General features: G+C 71.8%; 16 protein-coding genes. 7 read left to right on the top strand and 9 right to left on the bottom strand.

The features are described 5' to 3' along the window. Window position 1: 1 nt before the first annotated feature. The 4 genes from IGS69_RS32430 to IGS69_RS32415 all read right to left on the bottom strand — a co-directional run bounded on the left by IGS69_RS32430 (window position 2) and on the right by IGS69_RS32415 (window position 3,996). A complete protein-coding gene (locus tag IGS69_RS32430) occupies window positions 2-910 on the bottom strand; it encodes an oxidoreductase (RefSeq protein ID WP_190904007.1) in 909 nt (302 codons plus the stop codon). 42 nt (window positions 911-952) lie between these two features. Further along, the gene (locus IGS69_RS32425; RefSeq protein WP_190904006.1) at window positions 953-2,320 is read right to left on the bottom strand and encodes a phospholipase; all 1,368 of its coding nucleotides are present in this window, start codon (window positions 2,318-2,320) and stop codon (window positions 953-955) included. Between the two features lie 69 nt (window positions 2,321-2,389). Beyond that, window positions 2,390-3,280, bottom strand: a complete 891-nt coding sequence (locus IGS69_RS32420; protein WP_190904005.1) for a glycoside hydrolase family 19 protein — start codon at window positions 3,278-3,280, stop codon at window positions 2,390-2,392. Window positions 3,281-3,555: 275 nt separating this feature from the next. Next, the gene (locus tag IGS69_RS32415) at window positions 3,556-3,996 is read right to left on the bottom strand and encodes a MarR family winged helix-turn-helix transcriptional regulator (protein WP_190904004.1); all 441 of its coding nucleotides are present in this window, start codon (window positions 3,994-3,996) and stop codon (window positions 3,556-3,558) included. Window positions 3,997-4,077: 81 nt separating this feature from the next. Here IGS69_RS32415 and IGS69_RS32410 point away from each other — a divergent pair, with 81 nt between their 5' ends. Together IGS69_RS32410 and IGS69_RS32405 are read left to right on the top strand one after the other, a co-directional pair. Then, the gene (locus tag IGS69_RS32410; RefSeq protein WP_190904742.1) at window positions 4,078-5,187 is read left to right on the top strand and encodes a substrate-binding domain-containing protein; all 1,110 of its coding nucleotides are present in this window, start codon (window positions 4,078-4,080) and stop codon (window positions 5,185-5,187) included. 70 nt (window positions 5,188-5,257) lie between these two features. Beyond that, window positions 5,258-6,307, top strand: a complete 1,050-nt coding sequence (locus IGS69_RS32405) for an acyl-CoA dehydrogenase family protein (RefSeq protein ID WP_190904003.1) — start codon at window positions 5,258-5,260, stop codon at window positions 6,305-6,307. Window positions 6,308-6,410: 103 nt separating this feature from the next. Here the strand turns inward: IGS69_RS32405 and ssuE are convergent, their stop codons facing one another. From ssuE to IGS69_RS32395, 3 genes are all read right to left on the bottom strand, one after another. After that, a complete protein-coding gene (gene ssuE / locus IGS69_RS32400; RefSeq protein WP_190904002.1) occupies window positions 6,411-6,965 on the bottom strand; it encodes an NADPH-dependent FMN reductase in 555 nt (184 codons plus the stop codon). A 189-nt stretch (window positions 6,966-7,154) separates the two neighbouring features. Further along, on the bottom strand, window positions 7,155-7,232 hold the full coding sequence (locus tag IGS69_RS35280) for a putative leader peptide (protein WP_351405193.1): 78 nt from the start codon (window positions 7,230-7,232) through the stop codon (window positions 7,155-7,157). A gap of 214 nt (window positions 7,233-7,446) precedes the next feature. Continuing rightward, window positions 7,447-7,623: a hypothetical protein gene (locus tag IGS69_RS32395; protein WP_179878739.1), complete on the bottom strand. Its 177-nt coding sequence runs from the start codon at window positions 7,621-7,623 to the stop codon at window positions 7,447-7,449. Between the two features lie 229 nt (window positions 7,624-7,852). On the opposite strand from IGS69_RS32395, the gene IGS69_RS32390 reads away from it, so the two are divergent. Continuing rightward, on the top strand, window positions 7,853-8,293 hold the full coding sequence (locus tag IGS69_RS32390) for an SPW repeat protein (protein ID WP_190904001.1): 441 nt from the start codon (window positions 7,853-7,855) through the stop codon (window positions 8,291-8,293). A gap of 197 nt (window positions 8,294-8,490) precedes the next feature. Here the strand turns inward: IGS69_RS32390 and IGS69_RS32385 are convergent, their stop codons facing one another. Further along, window positions 8,491-9,264 carry a GNAT family N-acetyltransferase gene (locus IGS69_RS32385; protein ID WP_190904000.1) on the bottom strand — a complete coding sequence of 258 codons (774 nt, stop codon included), beginning with the start codon at window positions 9,262-9,264 and terminating at the stop codon, window positions 8,491-8,493. A gap of 148 nt (window positions 9,265-9,412) precedes the next feature. On the opposite strand from IGS69_RS32385, the gene IGS69_RS32380 reads away from it, so the two are divergent. From IGS69_RS32380 to IGS69_RS32370, 3 genes are all read left to right on the top strand, one after another. Continuing rightward, complete coding sequence (locus IGS69_RS32380) at window positions 9,413-9,898, top strand: nucleoside deaminase (protein WP_190903999.1); 486 nt, start codon at window positions 9,413-9,415, stop codon at window positions 9,896-9,898. 169 nt (window positions 9,899-10,067) lie between these two features. Further along, a complete protein-coding gene (locus IGS69_RS32375) occupies window positions 10,068-14,348 on the top strand; it encodes an aminotransferase class I/II-fold pyridoxal phosphate-dependent enzyme (protein WP_190904741.1) in 4,281 nt (1,426 codons plus the stop codon). A gap of 6 nt (window positions 14,349-14,354) precedes the next feature. Beyond that, on the top strand, window positions 14,355-15,089 hold the full coding sequence (locus IGS69_RS32370) for a class I SAM-dependent methyltransferase (protein ID WP_190903998.1): 735 nt from the start codon (window positions 14,355-14,357) through the stop codon (window positions 15,087-15,089). A gap of 9 nt (window positions 15,090-15,098) precedes the next feature. Here the strand turns inward: IGS69_RS32370 and IGS69_RS32365 are convergent, their stop codons facing one another. Further along, window positions 15,099-15,764 (bottom strand): chaplin, encoded by a 666-nt coding sequence (locus IGS69_RS32365; RefSeq protein ID WP_190903997.1) that lies wholly within the window; start codon window positions 15,762-15,764, stop codon window positions 15,099-15,101. 256 nt (window positions 15,765-16,020) lie between these two features. On the opposite strand from IGS69_RS32365, the gene IGS69_RS32360 reads away from it, so the two are divergent. Then, the gene (locus IGS69_RS32360; protein ID WP_190903996.1) at window positions 16,021-17,592 is read left to right on the top strand and encodes an alpha/beta hydrolase; all 1,572 of its coding nucleotides are present in this window, start codon (window positions 16,021-16,023) and stop codon (window positions 17,590-17,592) included. Window positions 17,593-17,601: the final 9 nt, after the last annotated feature.

Below are 17,601 nucleotides of genomic sequence, written 5' to 3'. Positions count from 1 at the left end.
GTCAACCGGCCTGGTGGTCCGCCCGGCCGAGCCGGCTCAGTTCCTCGTCCGTGAGGCGGATCGCGCCCGCCGCCACGTTCTCCGCAAGGTGGTCGGGGTTGCCGGTGCCGGGAATGGCGAGGACGTGGGGACCTTGGTGCAGGGTCCAGGCGATGCGGATCTGGGCCGGGCTCGCGCCGTGGGCCCGGGCCACGGCGCGGACGTCCTCGTCGTGGGCCGTGGTGGCGCCCTGCTCACCTGCGTCGCCCGCGACGGCGTAGAACGGCACAAAGGCGATGCCCTGCTCGCCGCAGACGCGCAGCAGTTCGTCACTGCCGGGGTCGGGGCGGTCGAGGGCGTACCGGTTCTGGACGCAGACCACGGGGGCGATGGCCCGGGCCTCGGCGAGATGGCGGAGTGTGACGTTGGAGATGCCGAGGTGGCGGATCAGGCCCTGTTCGCGCAGCTCCGCGAGGGCGCCGAAGTGCTCGGCGATGGAGTCGTACGCCGGCATCCGGCGCAGGTTGACGACGTCCAGGTGGTCGCGGCCGAGCTGGCGCAGGTTTTCCTCGACGTGGCCGCGCAGGTCCTCGGGGCGGGCCGAGGTGCCCCACTCCCCGTCGTAGGCGCGGTACGGGCCCACCTTGGTGACGATGACCAGGTCGTCGGAGTAGGGCGCGAGGGCGCTGTTGATCAGCTCGTTGGCGGAGCGCAGCGACGAGAAGTAGAAGGCCGCCGTGTCGATGTGGTTGACGCCCAGGTCGATCGCCCTGCGCAGGACGGCGATCGACCGGTCGCGGTCGCTCGGTGTGCCGTGGTGGAAGGCGGCGCTGCCCGTCAGCCGCATCGCGCCGAAACCGAGGCGGTGGACGGGCAGGTCGCCGAGTTTCCAGGTGCCCGCGATGTCCGCGGTGATCGTCTGTGAGCTCATCGGCGGAGTCTCACACACGGCACACGGGCCGGCGAAGCCGGTTTACGGATACGTGTAGGAGTTGAGGGTGGTGACGGCGGAGGCCGGGTTGCCGCGGTCGTAGTGGTCCACGGCGAGGAAGTTGGGCTTCTTGCGGGCGGCCGGCTGGCAGAACCTCTGGGCGCGGTCGGCGAGTTTGGTGTTGTCCGTGCCGGCCGTGCCGGTGAGCGGGACGTCACGGAAGTGGTTCATGACGAACAGCGGGCGGAATCCGGGTTCGGTGCGGGTCAGCGGGATGTTGGTGTCGGCCCCGTACCAGCGGCTGTAGCAGGACCAGTCGGAGGTGCCGAGGCCCGAGCCCATCGACCAGTAGTTCTCGACGGTCCACTCGGACTGGTACATGACGCCGAAGCTGTCCCGGGTCAGGCCGGCGGCCTGGTCGGCGGAGCGGCTGTGGTCGGTGAAGATCAGCAGCCGGTCGCCGGCGGCGGCCAGGTCGGCCATGGTCGGCCAGCCGCTCTGCCGGACGCCGGTGAGATCGGGCCGGTAGAGCACGTCCGACAGGCCGTTGACACGGGCGAGTTCGGCGCGCAGGACGGCCGGATCGACGTAGTCCTCCAGGAAGACGGTGACGAACTGGTCGGGGTGGGCCTTGAGGAAGTCGACCATGCGCTGGAGGTCGACCCACAGGGCGACGGGCCTGCTGACGAGGGTGCAGCTGTTGTGGCAGAGGATCGCGCCGTCGGGGGTCTGGTGGATGTCCAGCATGAATCCGCGTACGCCGTCGGCGAGTTGGCGTTCGATGCCGCGGCTCTGGTTGGGCGCGAGGTTGACGAAGGGCGGGGCGAAGCCGCCGTCGACGCCGTTGGCGTAGGCGTTGTGCGTGGTGAGGAAGGTGACCTGGTCCAGGGTGCGCCGGTCCTGCGGCGGCATGGGCCGCGTGGCGGGCGTGACCGGGGTGAGGTACCAGGCGGCGAGGTCACCGGATCCGCCGAGGACGAGCCGGGCGGGGTAGGTGGCGCCGGGCGGCTTGGGCGCGACCGTGAGGTGGCGGGTGGTTCCCGGGACCTTGAGCGTGTAGCGGTCGGCGCCGGTCGGGCTGATCTCCCACCCGGCGTCGGCACTCGCGCAGGCGACGGTCGCGGCCTGGTCGCCACTGCGGCCGAGGCAGCTGCCGGGCGCGACGGTGTTCTCCAGCAGGTAGGAGGACCCGCTCGGCTTCAACTGCCACTGCTGGCGGTCCTCGTTGCCGCGGGGTCTGTGCTGCTCCACCGCGCCGCCGCTGTCGGCCGCGTTGAGGCCGGTCGTGGCGCTCTGGACGTAGTACGGGCCCGGTGCCGGAACGGCGGCGGCAGCGGGCTGCGGAGCCACGACCGCGGCGGCCAGTGCCGCGGTCGTGGCGAGCAGGGCGTGGGGGGTGCGTAGGCGCATGAGGGATGCCCTTCGGTCAATCGTCAGGTTCATGACATCTCGCATGACACCACGCCGCACGGTCCCGCGTCAGCAGTACAGGTTGCCTCCGGGGGACGTCCCGAGGATCTGCGTGAACCGCTGGTAGTTGTTCACACGGCTCTGCACCTGGGCCGGGTTCTTGCCGTCGCACTCCAGGGAGCCGTTGATGCTGCGGATCGTCTGGCCGAACCCGGCGCCGCTCACCATGGCGTTGTGCGGGGTCATGCTGCCGGGGCCGGTCTGGGTGTTCCAGTACCACAGGGCCGTCTTCCAGGCGACGGCCGAGTCGTTCTGCACCAGCCAGGGGTTGTTCAGCAGGTCGATGCCGAGCGCGTCGCCCGCGGCCTTGTAGTTGAAGTTCCAGCTCAGCTGGATCGGGCCGCGCCCGTAGTAGGCGGCCTGTCCGGCCGGACAGCCGTAGGGCTGCCCCCAGTCGCAGTAGTGCGGGTAGTTGGCGGTGTTCTGCTCCACCACATGCACCAGACCGCCGGTCTCGTGGCTGACGTTGGCGAGGAAGGCGGCGGCCTCCTGCTTCTTCACCGTGTCGCTGCCGGAGTTGGCGAAGCCGGGGTAGGCGCTCAGGGCCGCGGTGAGACCGCTGTAGCTGTAGAACGAATTCCGGTTCGGGAACATCTGGTTGAACTGCGCCTCGCTCACGACGAAGCGCGCGTTGGGCGTGCCCGGACCGCTGTCGCAGGCGTACGGCTCCCAGTACCAGGTGCTGATGACCGGGTCGTAGCCCGGATTGGCGTGCTCGGCGATGTACGCCTTGCCGTCGGTGTAGCGGACGATGTCGCCGGCGTTGTACGACTTCCCGGCCGTCCAGTTCGGGTAGCTGGAGCAGGCGGCGGCCGAGGCGTTCGAGGCGGGCAGCAGAACCGGCGCTGCGCCGGCGAGGGCGAGGGTGGCCAGGACTGCGGAGATACGGCGTCTCGACACGGGTTCAACTCCTTCGCGGGACACGGCCGCTCCCTGACGAGGGCAGGGCGAAGCGGGCCCTCGACCGCACGCACCGGAGGTCCGGTCACGGCGTGGGGGCGGCCGTGGTGGGGGGCTGTGGAAGCCACACTCAACCGCGTTGGTCTGTACCAGTCAAGGGTGTAGACCAGTCAGGTATAGACCTGTTGGCGTCCGTGCTGGTCGACGGCCCGTCAATCCTCGGTCGGCCCGGCGCGACCGGAGACCCGTCCGTGCTGCCCGGCGTCCTGGAACGCTCACACGCGCGCCGGATCCTCCAGCGTCGCCGCCAGCCGGTGGAGCAGGGACCGCAGGAGGTCGTCGTCGCCGTCGCCGAGCGAGGGCCGGCCGGCGCGGACCGCCCGGTCGACGCGCCGCCAGTACTCCTGGCCGCGCGGGGTGAGATGGGCGAGGATGCGGCGGCGGTCGAAGGGATCGACCCTGCGGTGCACGAGGTTCTGGTCGACGAGCTGGTCGACCAGCTTGGTCAGCGTCGGCGGCGGCAGGAAGGCGGCCTCCGCGAGCCCCGTCATGTGGTGCCCCTCGCCGTCCGACAGCGAGGCCAGCACCCGCCACGCGTCCAGCGAGCAGCCCTCCGCCTCCAGCACGCCCTGCAACCGGCGCGCCGCGAGCCGTACGGCCCGCGTCAGCAACTGCACGAGGTCGTCGGGCCGACGCGGCGGGGTGGGGCTGGGCATCCCTGCTCTCCTAGGTGCCGAGGGGTGTCCATCCTAGGAGACGCACTGGAGTTCGTCCCCGCGAGCCTGAATCATGACGTCATGTTCCGGCGCGACCTTCCCGGGCCCGAGTGGTTCACGGCCGACGACTCCGTGCTCGGCGTGGCCCTCGTCTTTCCCCTGCGGGGGCCGGCCGGGATCTTCGGGCCCACCTGTGAGCTGTGCGCGCGGCTGGCCGCCGAGGAGGTCAACCGGGACGGCGGCGTGCTCGGCAGACAGCTCCGGCTGATGCCGGTCGACGGCTCGGGCGCGCCGCACGACATCGCCGACGAGGTCGAGGCGCTGGTGGACCTGGGCGCCGTACAGGGCGTCACCGGCTGGCACATCTCCTCCGTGCGGCGGGCGCTCGCACCGCGGATCGCACACCGCGTCCCGTACGTGTACACCGCGCTGTACGAGGGCGGGGAGGACACGGCGGGGGTGTTCCTGACCAGCGAGACCCCGCGCGACCAGCTCCGGCCGGCGATGGATCTGCTGGCCCGCGAGCGCGGAGTGCGGCGCTGGTTCGTGGTGGGCAACGACTATGTGTGGCCGCGGCACACGGCCCGCTCGGCCCGACGGTACGCCCGGGAGCGCGGCGGGTGCGTCGCCGGTGAGGCGTACCTGCCGCTGGGCACCCACGACTTCGAGCCGGCGCTGCGCCGCGTCGAACGCTCGGACGCCGACGCCGTGCTGATGCTGCTCGTCGGCAGTGACGCGGTGCGCTTCAACCGGGCGTTCGCGGCGTACGGCCTGCCCGCGCGCTGTCTGCGGCTGAGTACGCTGATGGGCGAGAACATGCTGGTGGCGAGCGGCCCGGAGGCCACCGAGGACCTCTACAGCACGGCCGGGTTCTTCGCCTCGCTGGCCACTCGCGACACGCTCGACTTCCACGGGCAGTACGCCGCCCGCTACGGCGTCCAGGCGCCCGCCCTCGGCAGCCTCGGCGAGTCCTGCTACGAGGGTGTGCTGCTGCTGGCCGCGCTGCTGAAGAGGGCCGGGACGCTGGACGTCGCGGCGATCGGCGCGGCGGCCGGGGCGGGGGCGGTGTCGTACGAGGGCCCGCGCGGGCTGCTGCACCTGCGCGACGCCCATGTGCGCCAGCGGATCTACCTGGCGCGGGCGGACGGGCTCGACTTCGACGTGCTCACGGAGCTGAAAGCGCGGCCCTGACAGCGCGGGCCGGCCGACGACACGCCCCCGGATCGGCGCCCCGCGCCGCTCGACCGCGAGAATCCCTCCCATGACCACCACACCCCATCCGCTCGTCACCGGCGCACAGCGACTGGCGCGCGACCTCCTCGTCCCGCAGGCCGAGCGCGTCGACCAGGAGGGGGTGCCCGCGAGCCATGTCGAGGCGGTGAAGCGGGCCGGGCTGCTGGGGGTGGTCGCGCCGCGGGAGTACGGCGGGGCGGACGCGCCCGTGGCCGTGGCGCGGCAGACCGCGGAGATCCTGGCCGGGGCGTGCTGCTCCACATGGTTCGTGCAGACACAGCACCACACACCGGTGAAGCTGCTCGCCACCTACGACTCCCCCGTCCGGGAGAAGTTGCTGCGCCCACTGGCGACCGGCGAGCTGATGGCCGGCATCGCGTTCGCCCATGTCCGTGCCTTCCCCCGGGTGCCCGTGCGGGCCGCCGCCGACGGGGGCGGCTGGCGGTTCGAGGGCCGGGTGCCCTGGTACACGGGCTGGGGGCTGAACGACGTGATGCTGCTGGCCGGGGTGACGGACTCGGCCGAGGTGGTGTTCGCGTTCGCCGAGGCCCGCGCGCAGCCGGGGCTGACGCCGTCGGCACCGATGCGGCTCGCGGCCCTCACCGCCGCGCGGACGGTGTCCCTGGAGCTGGACGGCCTGTGGGTTCCGGACGAGTCGGTCGTGCTGCGCACCCCGCAGCAGGAGTTCGCCCTGGTCGACCTCCCCCGGGCCGCCAACGCCAGTCCGGCCGTGTTCGGGGTGGCGGACGCGGCGCTGGACCTGGTGGCGCAGACGCCGGAGGGCCGGGAGACGGCCCGGTCGCTGCGGGCCAGGCTCGACGAGGTACGGCAGGAGGCCTACGCCCTGGCCGACCGGCCCGCCCGGCAGGACTCCGTGCCGGAACGACTGGCCGTCAAGACGCGGGCGTACGACCTCCTGCGCGCGGCCACGACCGCTGCGATCGTGGCCGGTGGCGGCCGCTCCATGGCCCTGGACAGCCGGGCCCAACGGCTGGCGCGCGAGGGCATGTTCCTGCTGGTGCAGGGCCAGACGTCCGAGGCACGCCGGGCGCACCTCGGCGCGCTGGCGTCCGGCTAGCCGAGGCGGGGCGCGTCCGGCGCCCCGTCCCACGAACGCCAGTACGCCCAAGTCCCGTTCCAGGGGTCGACCTTCGCGTGCGGTGGCCGGTCGGCGTGCGGTGTCAGACCGCCGCGGCCAGCAGCGGGACGCGGCCGAGCGCCGTGGAGAACTGGTCGACCACCTGGCTCAGCGCCTCGGTCGCGGCCGGCGCGACGGTCAGGGAGCCGTCGTCCTGCACGGTGATGTCCTTGTCGAGGGTGAACCAGCCCTGCACGATGTGGGCCGCGCCCATGGAGGTGAGCACCGGGCGCAGGGCGTAGTCGATGGCCAGCACATGGGCGACGCTGCCGCCGGTGGCGAGCGGCAGTACCGTCTTGCCGGTCAGCGCGTACTGCGGGAGCAGGTCCAGCAGGGCTTTCAGGACACCGGAGTAGGACGCCTTGTAGACGGGTGTGCCGACGACGACGCCGTCGGCCCGCGCGAACAGTTCGGCGGCCTCGACGATCGCGGAGTGTCGGAAGTCGGCGCCGAGCAGGGCCTCGGCGGGGATGGTGCGGACGTCGAGCGGGATCACGTCATGCCCCTGGGCCGCCAGCCGCTTGTCGAGGTGGCGCAGCAGTCGGCTGGTACGGGAGGAGGCGGAAGGGCTGCCGGAGACGGACAGGACGGTGGCCATGGGCTCTCTTTTCCGAAATGAGGCGCGACTGCGCGGGCACCGCCGAATTCGGGGGCACAGGTGAAAGGGCGTGCCGAAGTGGCGAATTCAGGCGTGAGGGGAATGCACCGCGCGTGGCATCCCGTCGGCACGGCAATGGCCGGCCGATGGCGGAAACCGGCGGTGTGAGGGAGCGGCGAGCCGAAGGACTCAGGCTGCTGCGCGACAGGAAGCGCTGGAGACGCGTGCGAGGTCGACGTGGCGTCGCCGCGTGAGGTCCAGTCGCATGGTCATGCCATGGATCGTGGCAGTGGACGTCGAGGGCCGTCAAGGAATTCGCGGCTCATCTCGTATCCCGGACCGGCCATTTCACGAGTGGCGCCCTGGAAAGGCCTGCGGGCGCCCCCGGTTCGGCCGACGCGGACCGGCGCGGCCCGGGGGCGCGGATCTCGTTGCGGTGCGGGCGAGGGGCGGATCTCGTTGCGATGCGGGGGGGGCCGCCTCAGTCGCCGTCCGCCGGAACGACCACGAGGAAGGCGTCCGATTCCAGGTCCATCACGACGGTTGCGGGTTCACCCTCGGCGCGGCGGCGCGCCGCGTACTCCTCCGCGGGCCACGATCCGCGCGGAGACCCCGCCGGGAACCGTTCCAACACCTTCGCACTGATGGCCGCAGTCACGTCCGCTGCCCTCCCCTGTCCCGCGCCGCCCTGGGGCGACGTCGATCGGTCGCATGTCGTAGACATGCGGATGCCCCCGATCCGCCCGGACATGTACTGCCGGGTAGATCCCGGTACCCTTCGCCGACCTCTACACATAAAGGAAAGATAAGAGCAGAATGGCGCTTACGCGGCGTTTACCGCATGCCCCACCAGACGCGGTCGCCCTGCACCACGAAGGAGACGAATCATGGCCCACGTCTCGCCCACCAGAGGGGATATCACCAGCCATCCGGATGCCTCCGAGATGCGGGACCGGTACGCCCGCATGCTCGGCGGCCGCGATGTGGCGCTCGTGGACGGACCGGTGTTCCTGCTCGGTCTGTACTGCGCCGCCTCCCCGTGGATCGTCCACTACACGACCAGCCAGCCTGCCCTCGCGACCCACAACCTGATCATGGGCATCGCTATCGGCCTGCTGGCGCTCGGGTTCACTCGCGCTCCGGAGCGCATGTACGGCCTGAGCTGGGCCATGTGCGCGCTCGGGGTGTGGATGATCGTCTCGCCGTGGGTCGTCGGCGAAAGCCCGGACGCCGGTGTCGTGTGGAACAACATCATCATCGGTGCACTGGCCGTGGTCCTCGGGCTGGTGTGCGCCGGAACGGCGGCGAAGGCCTCGCCCAGGCCGTAACGCCCGCCGGAAAGGAGCAGAAGGCCGGTCCGCGCACTGGACCGGCCCGTTCACGTGGGCCGCGCCGGCCGGCCCCCTCTCCCTCACTTCCGACGCGCCTGTTGCCCCCCCCCATTACCGAGGCTCTGCCGCGGCTCGCCGCCCGCATCGCGGGGAGCCCTCGCCGCGCGACGCGTGAAGCGGCTTCCAGCCGACGGCTAGGACGCGTACTCGTACGGCGTCGTGGTCGTCAGCGGCAGGAATCCGAGCCGTTCCAGGATCGGCCGGCTCTGGCTGGAGGCGTCGACCTGGAGGTAGCGGTAGCCACGGGTCGCCGCAGCCCGGGCCCGGTGGGCCACGAGGCTGCGGTAGATGCCGCGGCCCCGCCAGCCCGGGACGGTGCCGCCGCCCCACAGGCCGGCGAAGGGTGTGCCGGGCACGAGTTCCATGCGCGCCGCGCTCACCGGCTCGTCGCCGGCCAGCGCCACGACGGCGACCACGCTGTCCGGGTCGGACAGCCGGGCGAGGAGCTGGTGGCGCAGCCAGGAGCTGTCCGCGCCGAACGCCTTCTCGTGCACGTCGGCCACGAGATCGACGCCCGCCGGGTCGGTGACCTGCACGACGCGCACGCCCTCGGGCGGTGCGGCGGCTCGGGCCGGACCGGCGGCCTCGCCGATCAGGAGGGTCTCCTCGGGGCCGGGCGTGAACCCGGCCGCGCGCAGCCGCAGCCCGAGGTCCACCGGCCGGTCGTGCCCGTACAGCTTCCACTCGAAGTCCAGGCCGAGCCCGGTGTAGTGACCGACCTGGTCGGCGATCGCCGCGTCCGCTCCGGCCTCGTCCAGGGCGGACCACAGCACGCCGTTCCAGCCCGGCGCCGGGGCCACCTGGCGGACGACGTCGCCGGTCCGCTCGACACGGGCGTCGGGACCGTCCGGCCGCGCTCCCTCACGCAGGTCGCGGTCGAACAGGGTGAGCAGCTCCGCATGATCCATGGACGGACCCCAGCAGCCGCCGGGCCTCACGGCAAAGGGTTTTCCCGGCCCGGCGGCACCACCACGGCCCGCGGCCCCCTTCCTTTGCCCCGGTGCCTCGGCGCCATAGGGTCCTGTTGATCACGTCGTCACGGGAAAGGCCGGCCCCATGGTCGTGAAGGACACGGATCTGCCGCATCTGCGCCGCTGCGTGGAACTCGCCGCCGAGGCCCTGGAGTCCGGGGACGAGCCGTTCGGGTCGGTCCTGGTGGGCTGGGACGGCACCGTCCTCGCCGAGGACCACAACCGGGTGGCCTCGGGCGACCGCACCCGGCACCCCGAGTTCGAGCTGGCGCGCTGGGCGGCGGCGTACCTCACGCCCGGGGAGCGGGCGACCGCCACGGTCTACACCTCCGGCGAGCACTGCCCGATGTGTGCCGCCGCGCACGCCTGGGTCGGCCTCGGACGCATCGTCTACATCGCCTCGTCCGAGCAACTCGGCTCGTGGCTGTCGGAGTTGGGAGCCCCCTCCCCGCCGGTGCGGACACTCCCCGTGCACGAGGTAGCACCCGGTGTGACCGTGGACGGTCCGGTGCCCGAACTGACCGAGCGGATCAGGGATTTGCACTTCAGGTTCCACAGCGGTAGCGCCTGAGACACCGGTCGGGAGGGGTGATTCCGCCCCGACGGGCAGCCGCTCGAGATGCAGGGCCACTCCGGCGAACCTATGATCGATTCCAATTGGACCAGGTGTAACACCAGGCGTACGCCCCGGTCCCCCTGACGGGGGGAGGCACATGTCCTCGCTGCCGGCACGTCGGCTCATGGCCGTCTACATCGCGTTGGTTGCGGTTGTCACGATCGTGTACATGACTGTGCCCGCGGCCTTCACAGCGCTGTGGGCCGTCATAGGGCTGGCGGGCGTTGCCGCCATCCTGATCGGCACGCGGATCCACCGCCCCGCCCATCCGTGGCCCTGGTGGTTCCTCGCCGCCGGACTCTTCACCTTCATTGCGGGCGACACGTACTACAACGTGATGGAGCAGTACTTCCACGCCTCCAACCCGTTCCCCTCCCCCGCCGACGCCTGCTACCTCGCCACCTATCCGCTGTTCGCCACCGGTCTGTGGGGGCTGGTGCGGCACAGGTGGGCCGACCGCGACCTGCCGAGCCTGCTCGACGCCCTGATCGTCACCGCCGGTCTCGCGCTGCCCGTGTGGGTGTACCTGGTGCAACCGCTGACCGTGGTGCAGGGCATGACCTGGCAGCAGCGGGCCATCAGCATCGCCTACCCCCTCGGCGACATCCTCGTGCTGGCCCTGCTGGTCCGGCTGCTCACCTCCAGCCCGCTCAACGGGTCCAATCGCGCGGTACGCCTGCTGGTCGCGGGCACGGTGACCCTTCTGGTCACCGACATCGCCTACGGGATCCTGCAGTTGTACGACGTGTGGGAGACCGGAAGCCTGCTGGATCTCGGCTGGGTCGTCTTCTACACCGCCTGGGGCCTGGCCGCGCTGCATCCGTCCATGGTCGAGCTGACGGCCTCCGTGCCCCAGCGGGAGTCCCTGCTGCCGCCGCCGCGCCGGCTGGTCATGCTCGCCGTGGCCACACTCATCGCGCCGGGGATCCTGCTCTGGGAGGGACTGAGCGGTCAGACCCGGGACGCCGCCGTGATCGCGGTCTTCTCGGGCGTGCTGTTCCTCCTGGTGATCCTTCGGCTGGCGGGGATGGTCGTGGCACATCGCCACGCGGTCAGTCGCGAACTCGCCCTGCGGGGAGCGGCCGCGTCGCTGGTCTCCGCCTTCCGGCAGGAGGAGGTCGACCAGTCCTGCCGTGAGGCGGTCGGCCGGCTGATGGGCCCGGACATCCCGCACCGGACCATGCTGCTGCCGACGGAACACGCGGCGGATCTGGGCGCCGGCGGCACCCGGCTGGTGAGCCCGGCCGCCCTCGATCCCGCGATCGCCGCCCGGCTGAACGGCCTGCCGTCGGTCCTGGTGTGCCCCATGATGCAGCCGGACCGTCCGACCGGAAAGGTGCCGGGCACCCTGCTGGTCGCCGCCCCCGAGCGGCAGCTCAGCGAGACGTGGGGCTCCCTGGAGATCCTGGCCTCCCACGCGGGCCTGGCCATGGAGCGCGTCGCGCTGCGCCAGGAGGTCGTCCGGAGGGAGAACGAGGCGTACTTCCGCACCCTCGTCCGCAACACCTCCGACGTGATCCTGATCCTGGAGGACAACGACACCATCCGGTACGCCAGCCCGTCCGCACGGTCCGTGTTCGGCACCGAGGAGCTCGTGGGCGTGTCGCTGCCGGAGCTGGTGGACCCGGGGGACCGGGAGCGGGCGGCGCGAGGGCTGACCGCCGTACGGGAACGAGGGCCGGGAGCGGGGCACGACCACTGGTGGGTGCGGCGCCGGGAGGCACGGGTCGAGGTGGAGGTCCGGTTCAGCGACTTCCGGGACGAGCGGACCGTGTCCGGTCTGGTGGTGACCCTGCGGGACGTGACCGAGCAGCGGCGGCTGGAGCAAGAGCTGACCCAGCGAGCCTTCCACGACTCGCTCACCGGCCTGCCCAACCGGACGCTGCTGCTGGAGCGGATCGAACGCGCCCTGCTGCGCGGGCGCCGCGAGTCCTCCCTGACCTGTCTGCTCTTCATCGACCTCGACGACTTCAAGCTGGTCAACGACACGATGGGACACCGTGCGGGCGACCAGCTGCTGGTCGCGGTCGGCAACCGGCTGTCCAGGACGCTGCGGCGCACCGACACCGCCGCCCGGCTCGGTGGTGACGAGTTCGCCGTGCTCATGGAGGACGCCAAGCAGCCCCTGGACGCCGAACTGCTGGCGGCCCAGGTGATCCAGACGCTGAGCAGGCCCTTCGACCTGGCCGACGAGTCGGTGCCGGTGTCCGCCAGCGTGGGCGTGGCCACCGCGCGCGACAGCACGGACGCGGAGGAGCTGCTGGGCCATGCCGACCTCGCGCTGTACGCGGCGAAGGCGGCGGGCAAGCGGCAGTGGCGCCGCTTCAAGCCGCTGCTGCGCAGCCGCATGGTAGAGCGGCACGATCTGCAGTCGCAGCTGGCCCAGGCGGTCGCCGACAAGGCGTTCGCGCTGCGCTACCAGCCCGTCGTGGACATCACGGCGGGCGAGGTCGTCGGCTTTGAAGCCTTGGTCCGCTGGCCGCACGAGCAGCGGCCGCCCGTCATGCCGGAGCAGTTCATCGGCCTGGCCGAGGAGACCGGGCACATCGCGCCGCTGGGCTCGTGGGTGCTGGAGAACGCGGTCAGCGACATCGTGAACCTGCAGCGACTGCCCGGACCCGCCCGTCCGCCGTACGTCAGCGTGAACGTCTCCGCCCGCCAGTTCCGCGACGCCGGGTTCATCGAGCAGGTCGGGGAGGCAGTGAGCACACCGGGCCTCGAACCGGGATCGCTGCAGCTGGAGCTGACGGAGACGGTGCTGCTGCACCGCGACGACCGGCTCCAGACGGTGCTGACCACGCTGAAGGACCTCGGGGTGCACATCGCCGTCGACGACTTCGGCACGGGCTTCTCCTCGCTGCGCTACCTGCGGGACTTCCCCATCGACGTGCTGAAGATCGACAAGTCGTTCATCGACGACATCGCGCGCGACGCCCAGCAGGTCGCCCTGGTCGAGGGCATCGTGCGGATCGCCGACACGCTGGGCCTCCAGGTCATCGCCGAGGGCATCGAGGACGCCGCGCAGCGGGATCTGCTGGCGAGCATGGGGTGCCGGTTCGGGCAGGGATTCCTGTTCGCCCGGCCGTTGACCGTGGAGCAGAGCGCGCACGTGCTGCGAGAGCCGAGCACCCGTCCGTTCGCGCCACCGCGGACGCGGCGGCCGCAGATCGACTCCGCCGCCCAGGGACGCCGGAAGGCCCGATGGGAGGACCTTGAGCATCTGCGGCGCACCAGCCCGATGAGTGACGCAGTCCTGGACGAGGTGCGCGGCCGGCACATCCGCAGCGGCGACCAGTGGCTGATCGACTTCGCGTCCTGCAACTATCTGGGGTTCGACTGGGACCCGGAGGTCATGGCCGCGGTCGATCCCGCGGTACGCGAGTGGGGCACACACCCGAGCTGGTCACGGCTGCTGGGCAGTCCGCGGCTCTACCCCGACATCGAGGAGCGGCTCGCCGCGCTGCTCGGCGCGCCGGACACGCTGCTGCTGCCGACGCTCACACTGGTGCACTCGTCTGTGATACCCGTGCTGGCCGAGGACGGCCACGTCTTCGTGGAGGCGACCGCGCACCGCACCATCTACGACGGCTGTGTGGTGGCCCGCGCGCAGGGCGCCACCCTGCACCGCTTCCACGCCGAACGCCTCGACGAACTGCGCGGCCTGCTCGCCCGCGTGCCCAGCGGCACACCCCGGCTGGTGTGCCTGGACGGCGTCAACAGCATGAGCGGCAACGTCCCCGACCTGCCTGCGCTGGCGGCGGTGTGCCGCGCCGAGGGGGCGACGCTGTACGTCGACGACGCTCATGGCTTCGGCGTGATCGGCGAACGCGGACCGGACGAACCGTGTCCGTACGGCATGCGCGGCAACTGCGTGGTGCGCCACACCGGGGAGTCCTACGACGGGATCGTGCTGGCCGCGGGGTTCTCCAAGGCGTACTCGTCGCTGCTGGCCTTCCTGGCGCTGCCGTCGGAGGTGAAGAACCGGCTGAAGACGGCCGCGGCCCCCTACCTCTACTCGGGGCCGTCCCCTACGGCGTCCCTGGCGACGGCGCTGGCGGGACTGGACGTCAACGAGCGCCGGGGTGATGTCATCCGGGCCGACCTGCACCGCAAGACGGTGCGGGTGCTCGATCACCTGGACGCCATGGGGGTGAGCACCCTGAACAGGGACCGGCTGCCCATCGTGGAGGTGCCGCTGGCCAACCCGGCGGACCTCGACGCTGTGGCGGCGTACCTGTGGCAGGAAGGCATCTACGTCACGCTGGCGGCCTACCCCCTGGTGCCGCGCGACCGGGTGGGCTTCCGGGTGCAGCTCACCGCGATCAACTCCGACGAGGACATCAGCCGCCTGAACGGGACCTTGACCCGGCTGTCCGAGCGCTTCCCGCTGCGGATGAAGGACTAGCCGGCCATGACGACGTACAACGACGACGTGGACTGGGACAGCTGGCCGGTCGCCGACTACCTCGCGGAGCACTACCGCGAGGTACATCCCTGGGACGCGGCGGTCATCGCCCACCACAGTGCCGGCTACCGGCGTCTTCCGCCGGGCGGCATCTCCCGCTCGGTGGAGTTCGGGGCGGGTCCCAACCTCTACCCGCTGATGCTCGCGTCCGCCGCGAGCCGTGAGATCGACGCAGTGGAGGCGGGAGCGGGCAACGTCGCCTACCTCACGGACCAAATCTGTCACCGTCCTGACGCGAGCTGGCTCCCGTTCCACGCGCTGTGCCGGGAACTCAACCCCGAGCTGCCCGCAACGCTGGCCGGCGCGCTGGCCCCGGTGCACATCGTGCACGCCGACGTCCGGGCGCTGCCGCCGGGCACATACGAACTGGCCTCCATGCACTTCGTCGCCGAGAGCGTGACGGAGGACTTCGCCGAGTTCGCCGACTTGTGCCGCACCTTCGTCCGCACGGCCCGGCCGGGCGGCTACCTGGTCGCCGCGTTCATGGAGAACATGCCGACGTACCGCATCGGACCCGCCTCCCGCTGGCCGGGCTGTCCGGTGAGCCCGGCGGCCGTCACGGAGGTCTTCACCCCCCTGACCCGGGACCTGGACGTGACCCACATCGACGTGGACCCGACCCTGCCGGACTACGGGGACTCGGGGATGGTGCTGCTCACGGGGGTGGCGGAGGCGGTGTAGCCGTGCGGGTCAGCCGTCCGAACCGGGACGGAACCTCCGGCGCAGCACCACTCCCCCGGCGACCAGGGCCGCGCTCGCCGCGACGGCCTGGAGGGTGTGGTCCGTACCCGTGTGCGCCAAGGCCCCCCTGGCGTGCGGGACGGTGTGCGGGGCGGGTTCGGGGGCCGGGTTCGGCCGGGGTGGCGGGGTCGGCTTCGGGACCGGCTTCGGCGGGTGCTGGGGGCGCACGGGGCGCTGGTCGCCGGGCGTGTTCGAGGACGCGTTGCCGGTGGACGCGTTGCCGATGCCGACCACGTTCACCGAGTTGCCCGTGACGTTGACCGGGAGGTCGACCGGCAGCTGTACGCCGTTGCCGGAGATCACGCCCGGTGAATCCTTTCCGCGGCTCCCGGCGACCGCGCCGCCGGACCGGTCCGGCGGTCCGCCCCGGCCGTCGTCCTGGTTGGCGCAGCGGTTGCCGGCGGCGGGGTTCAGCAGCCCCACCACGTTCACGGTGTTGCCGCACACGTTCACCGGAACGTGCACCGGCAGCTGGACGGTGTTGCCGGAGACCACCCCGGGCGAACCGGCCGTCGCGCCGTCCGCACCGGACGCGGCGTACGCGGGGACGGTCACGGCCATCGCGCCCGAGGCGGCGGCGACGGCGATCACTCCGTTTCGGGTAACCCGTCTCATGGGACCCCTGCCTTCCAGACATCATCGCGGGCACTCACCCGCATCCGGGAGAACGCGCCGGATCCGGTGCGAGTTATGGCTTATCCGCCTTTCACTCCATCGAGCGGCCCGGTTGTCGAACTAGCGGTAAAGCCCCTCGTATGCGGACCCCGGGAGCCCCGGCCGCCCGGAGGCGCGGCTCGATGGGCCCGCTTATGGTGGGCGAGGGCGCCGATCCCGGTCCGCTGCGGGGCGCCCCGCGTCCCTGGAGGCACCGATGCTGGCCAAGCTGTCCACGCGTCCCTCGATACGGCGCTGCGCGGTCACCGGCACGGCCGGGCTGGCCCTGCTGGGCACGGCACTGCCGGCCGCCGACGACCCGCCGCCCGGCCTCACCCGCTTCTACGACCAGAAGGTCACCTGGTCGAGATGCCCGGGCATGGACATGCCCAAGGACCTGCAGTGCGGGAAGGTCACCGTCCCGCTCGACTACGCCAAGCCGGGCAAGGGCACCCTCGACATCGCCGTCGCCCGCTACCGGGCCACCGGCAAGTCCCGGGGCTCGCTGCTGCTGAACTTCGGCGGTCCGGGCGGCCAGGGCGTGGCCCAACTCGGCATGGGCGGCAAGGACTTCATGGGCCTGACGAACGGCTACGACGTCGTCTCCTTCGACCCCCGCGGCGTCGGCCGCTCCTCGCCCATCAGCTGCGGAAACGCCTCGGAAAACGCCCTGGACGCCACGGACGGCAACGCCGACGTGACCGACCCCGAGGCCGTGCTCGAAGAGCTGCGGGCGGCGGCCACCGAGTGCACCGAGCACTCGGGCCCCGTCCTGCCCCACATCGGCACGGTCAACGCCGCCCGCGACATGGACGTCATGCGGGACGCGCTCGGCGACGACAAGCTCAACTACCTGGGCTTCTCCTACGGGAGCCGGCTCGGCGCGGTGTACGCGGCCCAGTACCCCGAGAACGTCGGCAGGATGGTGCTGGACGGCGTCGACACGCTGACCGAGCCGCTGGCCGACCAGGGCGTGGTGAGCGCCCAGGGGCAGCAGACCGCCCTGGAGAGCTTCCTGACCTGGTGCACCGAGGACATCGCCTGCCCGTTCGGACGCGATCCCCGAGAAGCCCGGGAACACGTCGTGGAGGTGGTCGAATCGCTCGACAAGGACCCGCTGCCGACCGACTTCGGCGAGGCGTTCACCGGCCAGGACTTCGCCGGGGCCCTCGGGCAGGGCCTGTACAGCAGGGAGCTGTGGCCCTCGCTGCAGCGGGCCATCGGCCAGCTGCTCGAGGACGGTGACACGCGCGGCCTGGAGACGTTCCTGTCCGGGGGCTTCACCGTCCCGTCGCGGCGCGGCCCGCACGCGGGGCTCACCGACCCGGCCGACGTGCCCCTCGACAACCTGCCGGCGGCGCTGATGGCGGTCAACTGCGCGGACGATCCCGACCGCCCCGCCGCCGGGCAGGTCACCGAGGACCTCGGCCGGCTGCGCGCCCGCTACGAGCAGGCGTCACCGGTGTTCGGCCGCTACCGCCTCACCCAGGTGCTGATGTGCTACGGCCGCCCCAAGGGCACCGACTACATCCGCGACGACGTCAAGGACGTCGACACGCCGAGGATGCTGCTCGTCGGCACCCGCGGCGACCCGGCCACGCCGTACCGCTGGACACTGGAAACCGCCGAGCGGCTCGGCTCGTCGGCCGTGGTGCTCGACAACCGGGGCGAGGGCCACACCGGCTACGGCTCCTCCAAGTGCGTGCACAGCAAGGTCGACGCCTTCCTGCTGTACGGAACCCTCCCGCCGGACGGCAGTTCCTGCGGCTCCGACCGCGAAGACGAATGAGATCGATTA

This window comes from Streptomyces tuirus (assembly GCF_014701095.1).
Lineage (GTDB): Bacteria > Actinomycetota > Actinomycetes > Streptomycetales > Streptomycetaceae > Streptomyces > Streptomyces tuirus.
The sequence above is the reverse complement of the archived record's forward strand: the minus strand, read 5'-3'. Positions and strand labels throughout refer to the sequence as shown.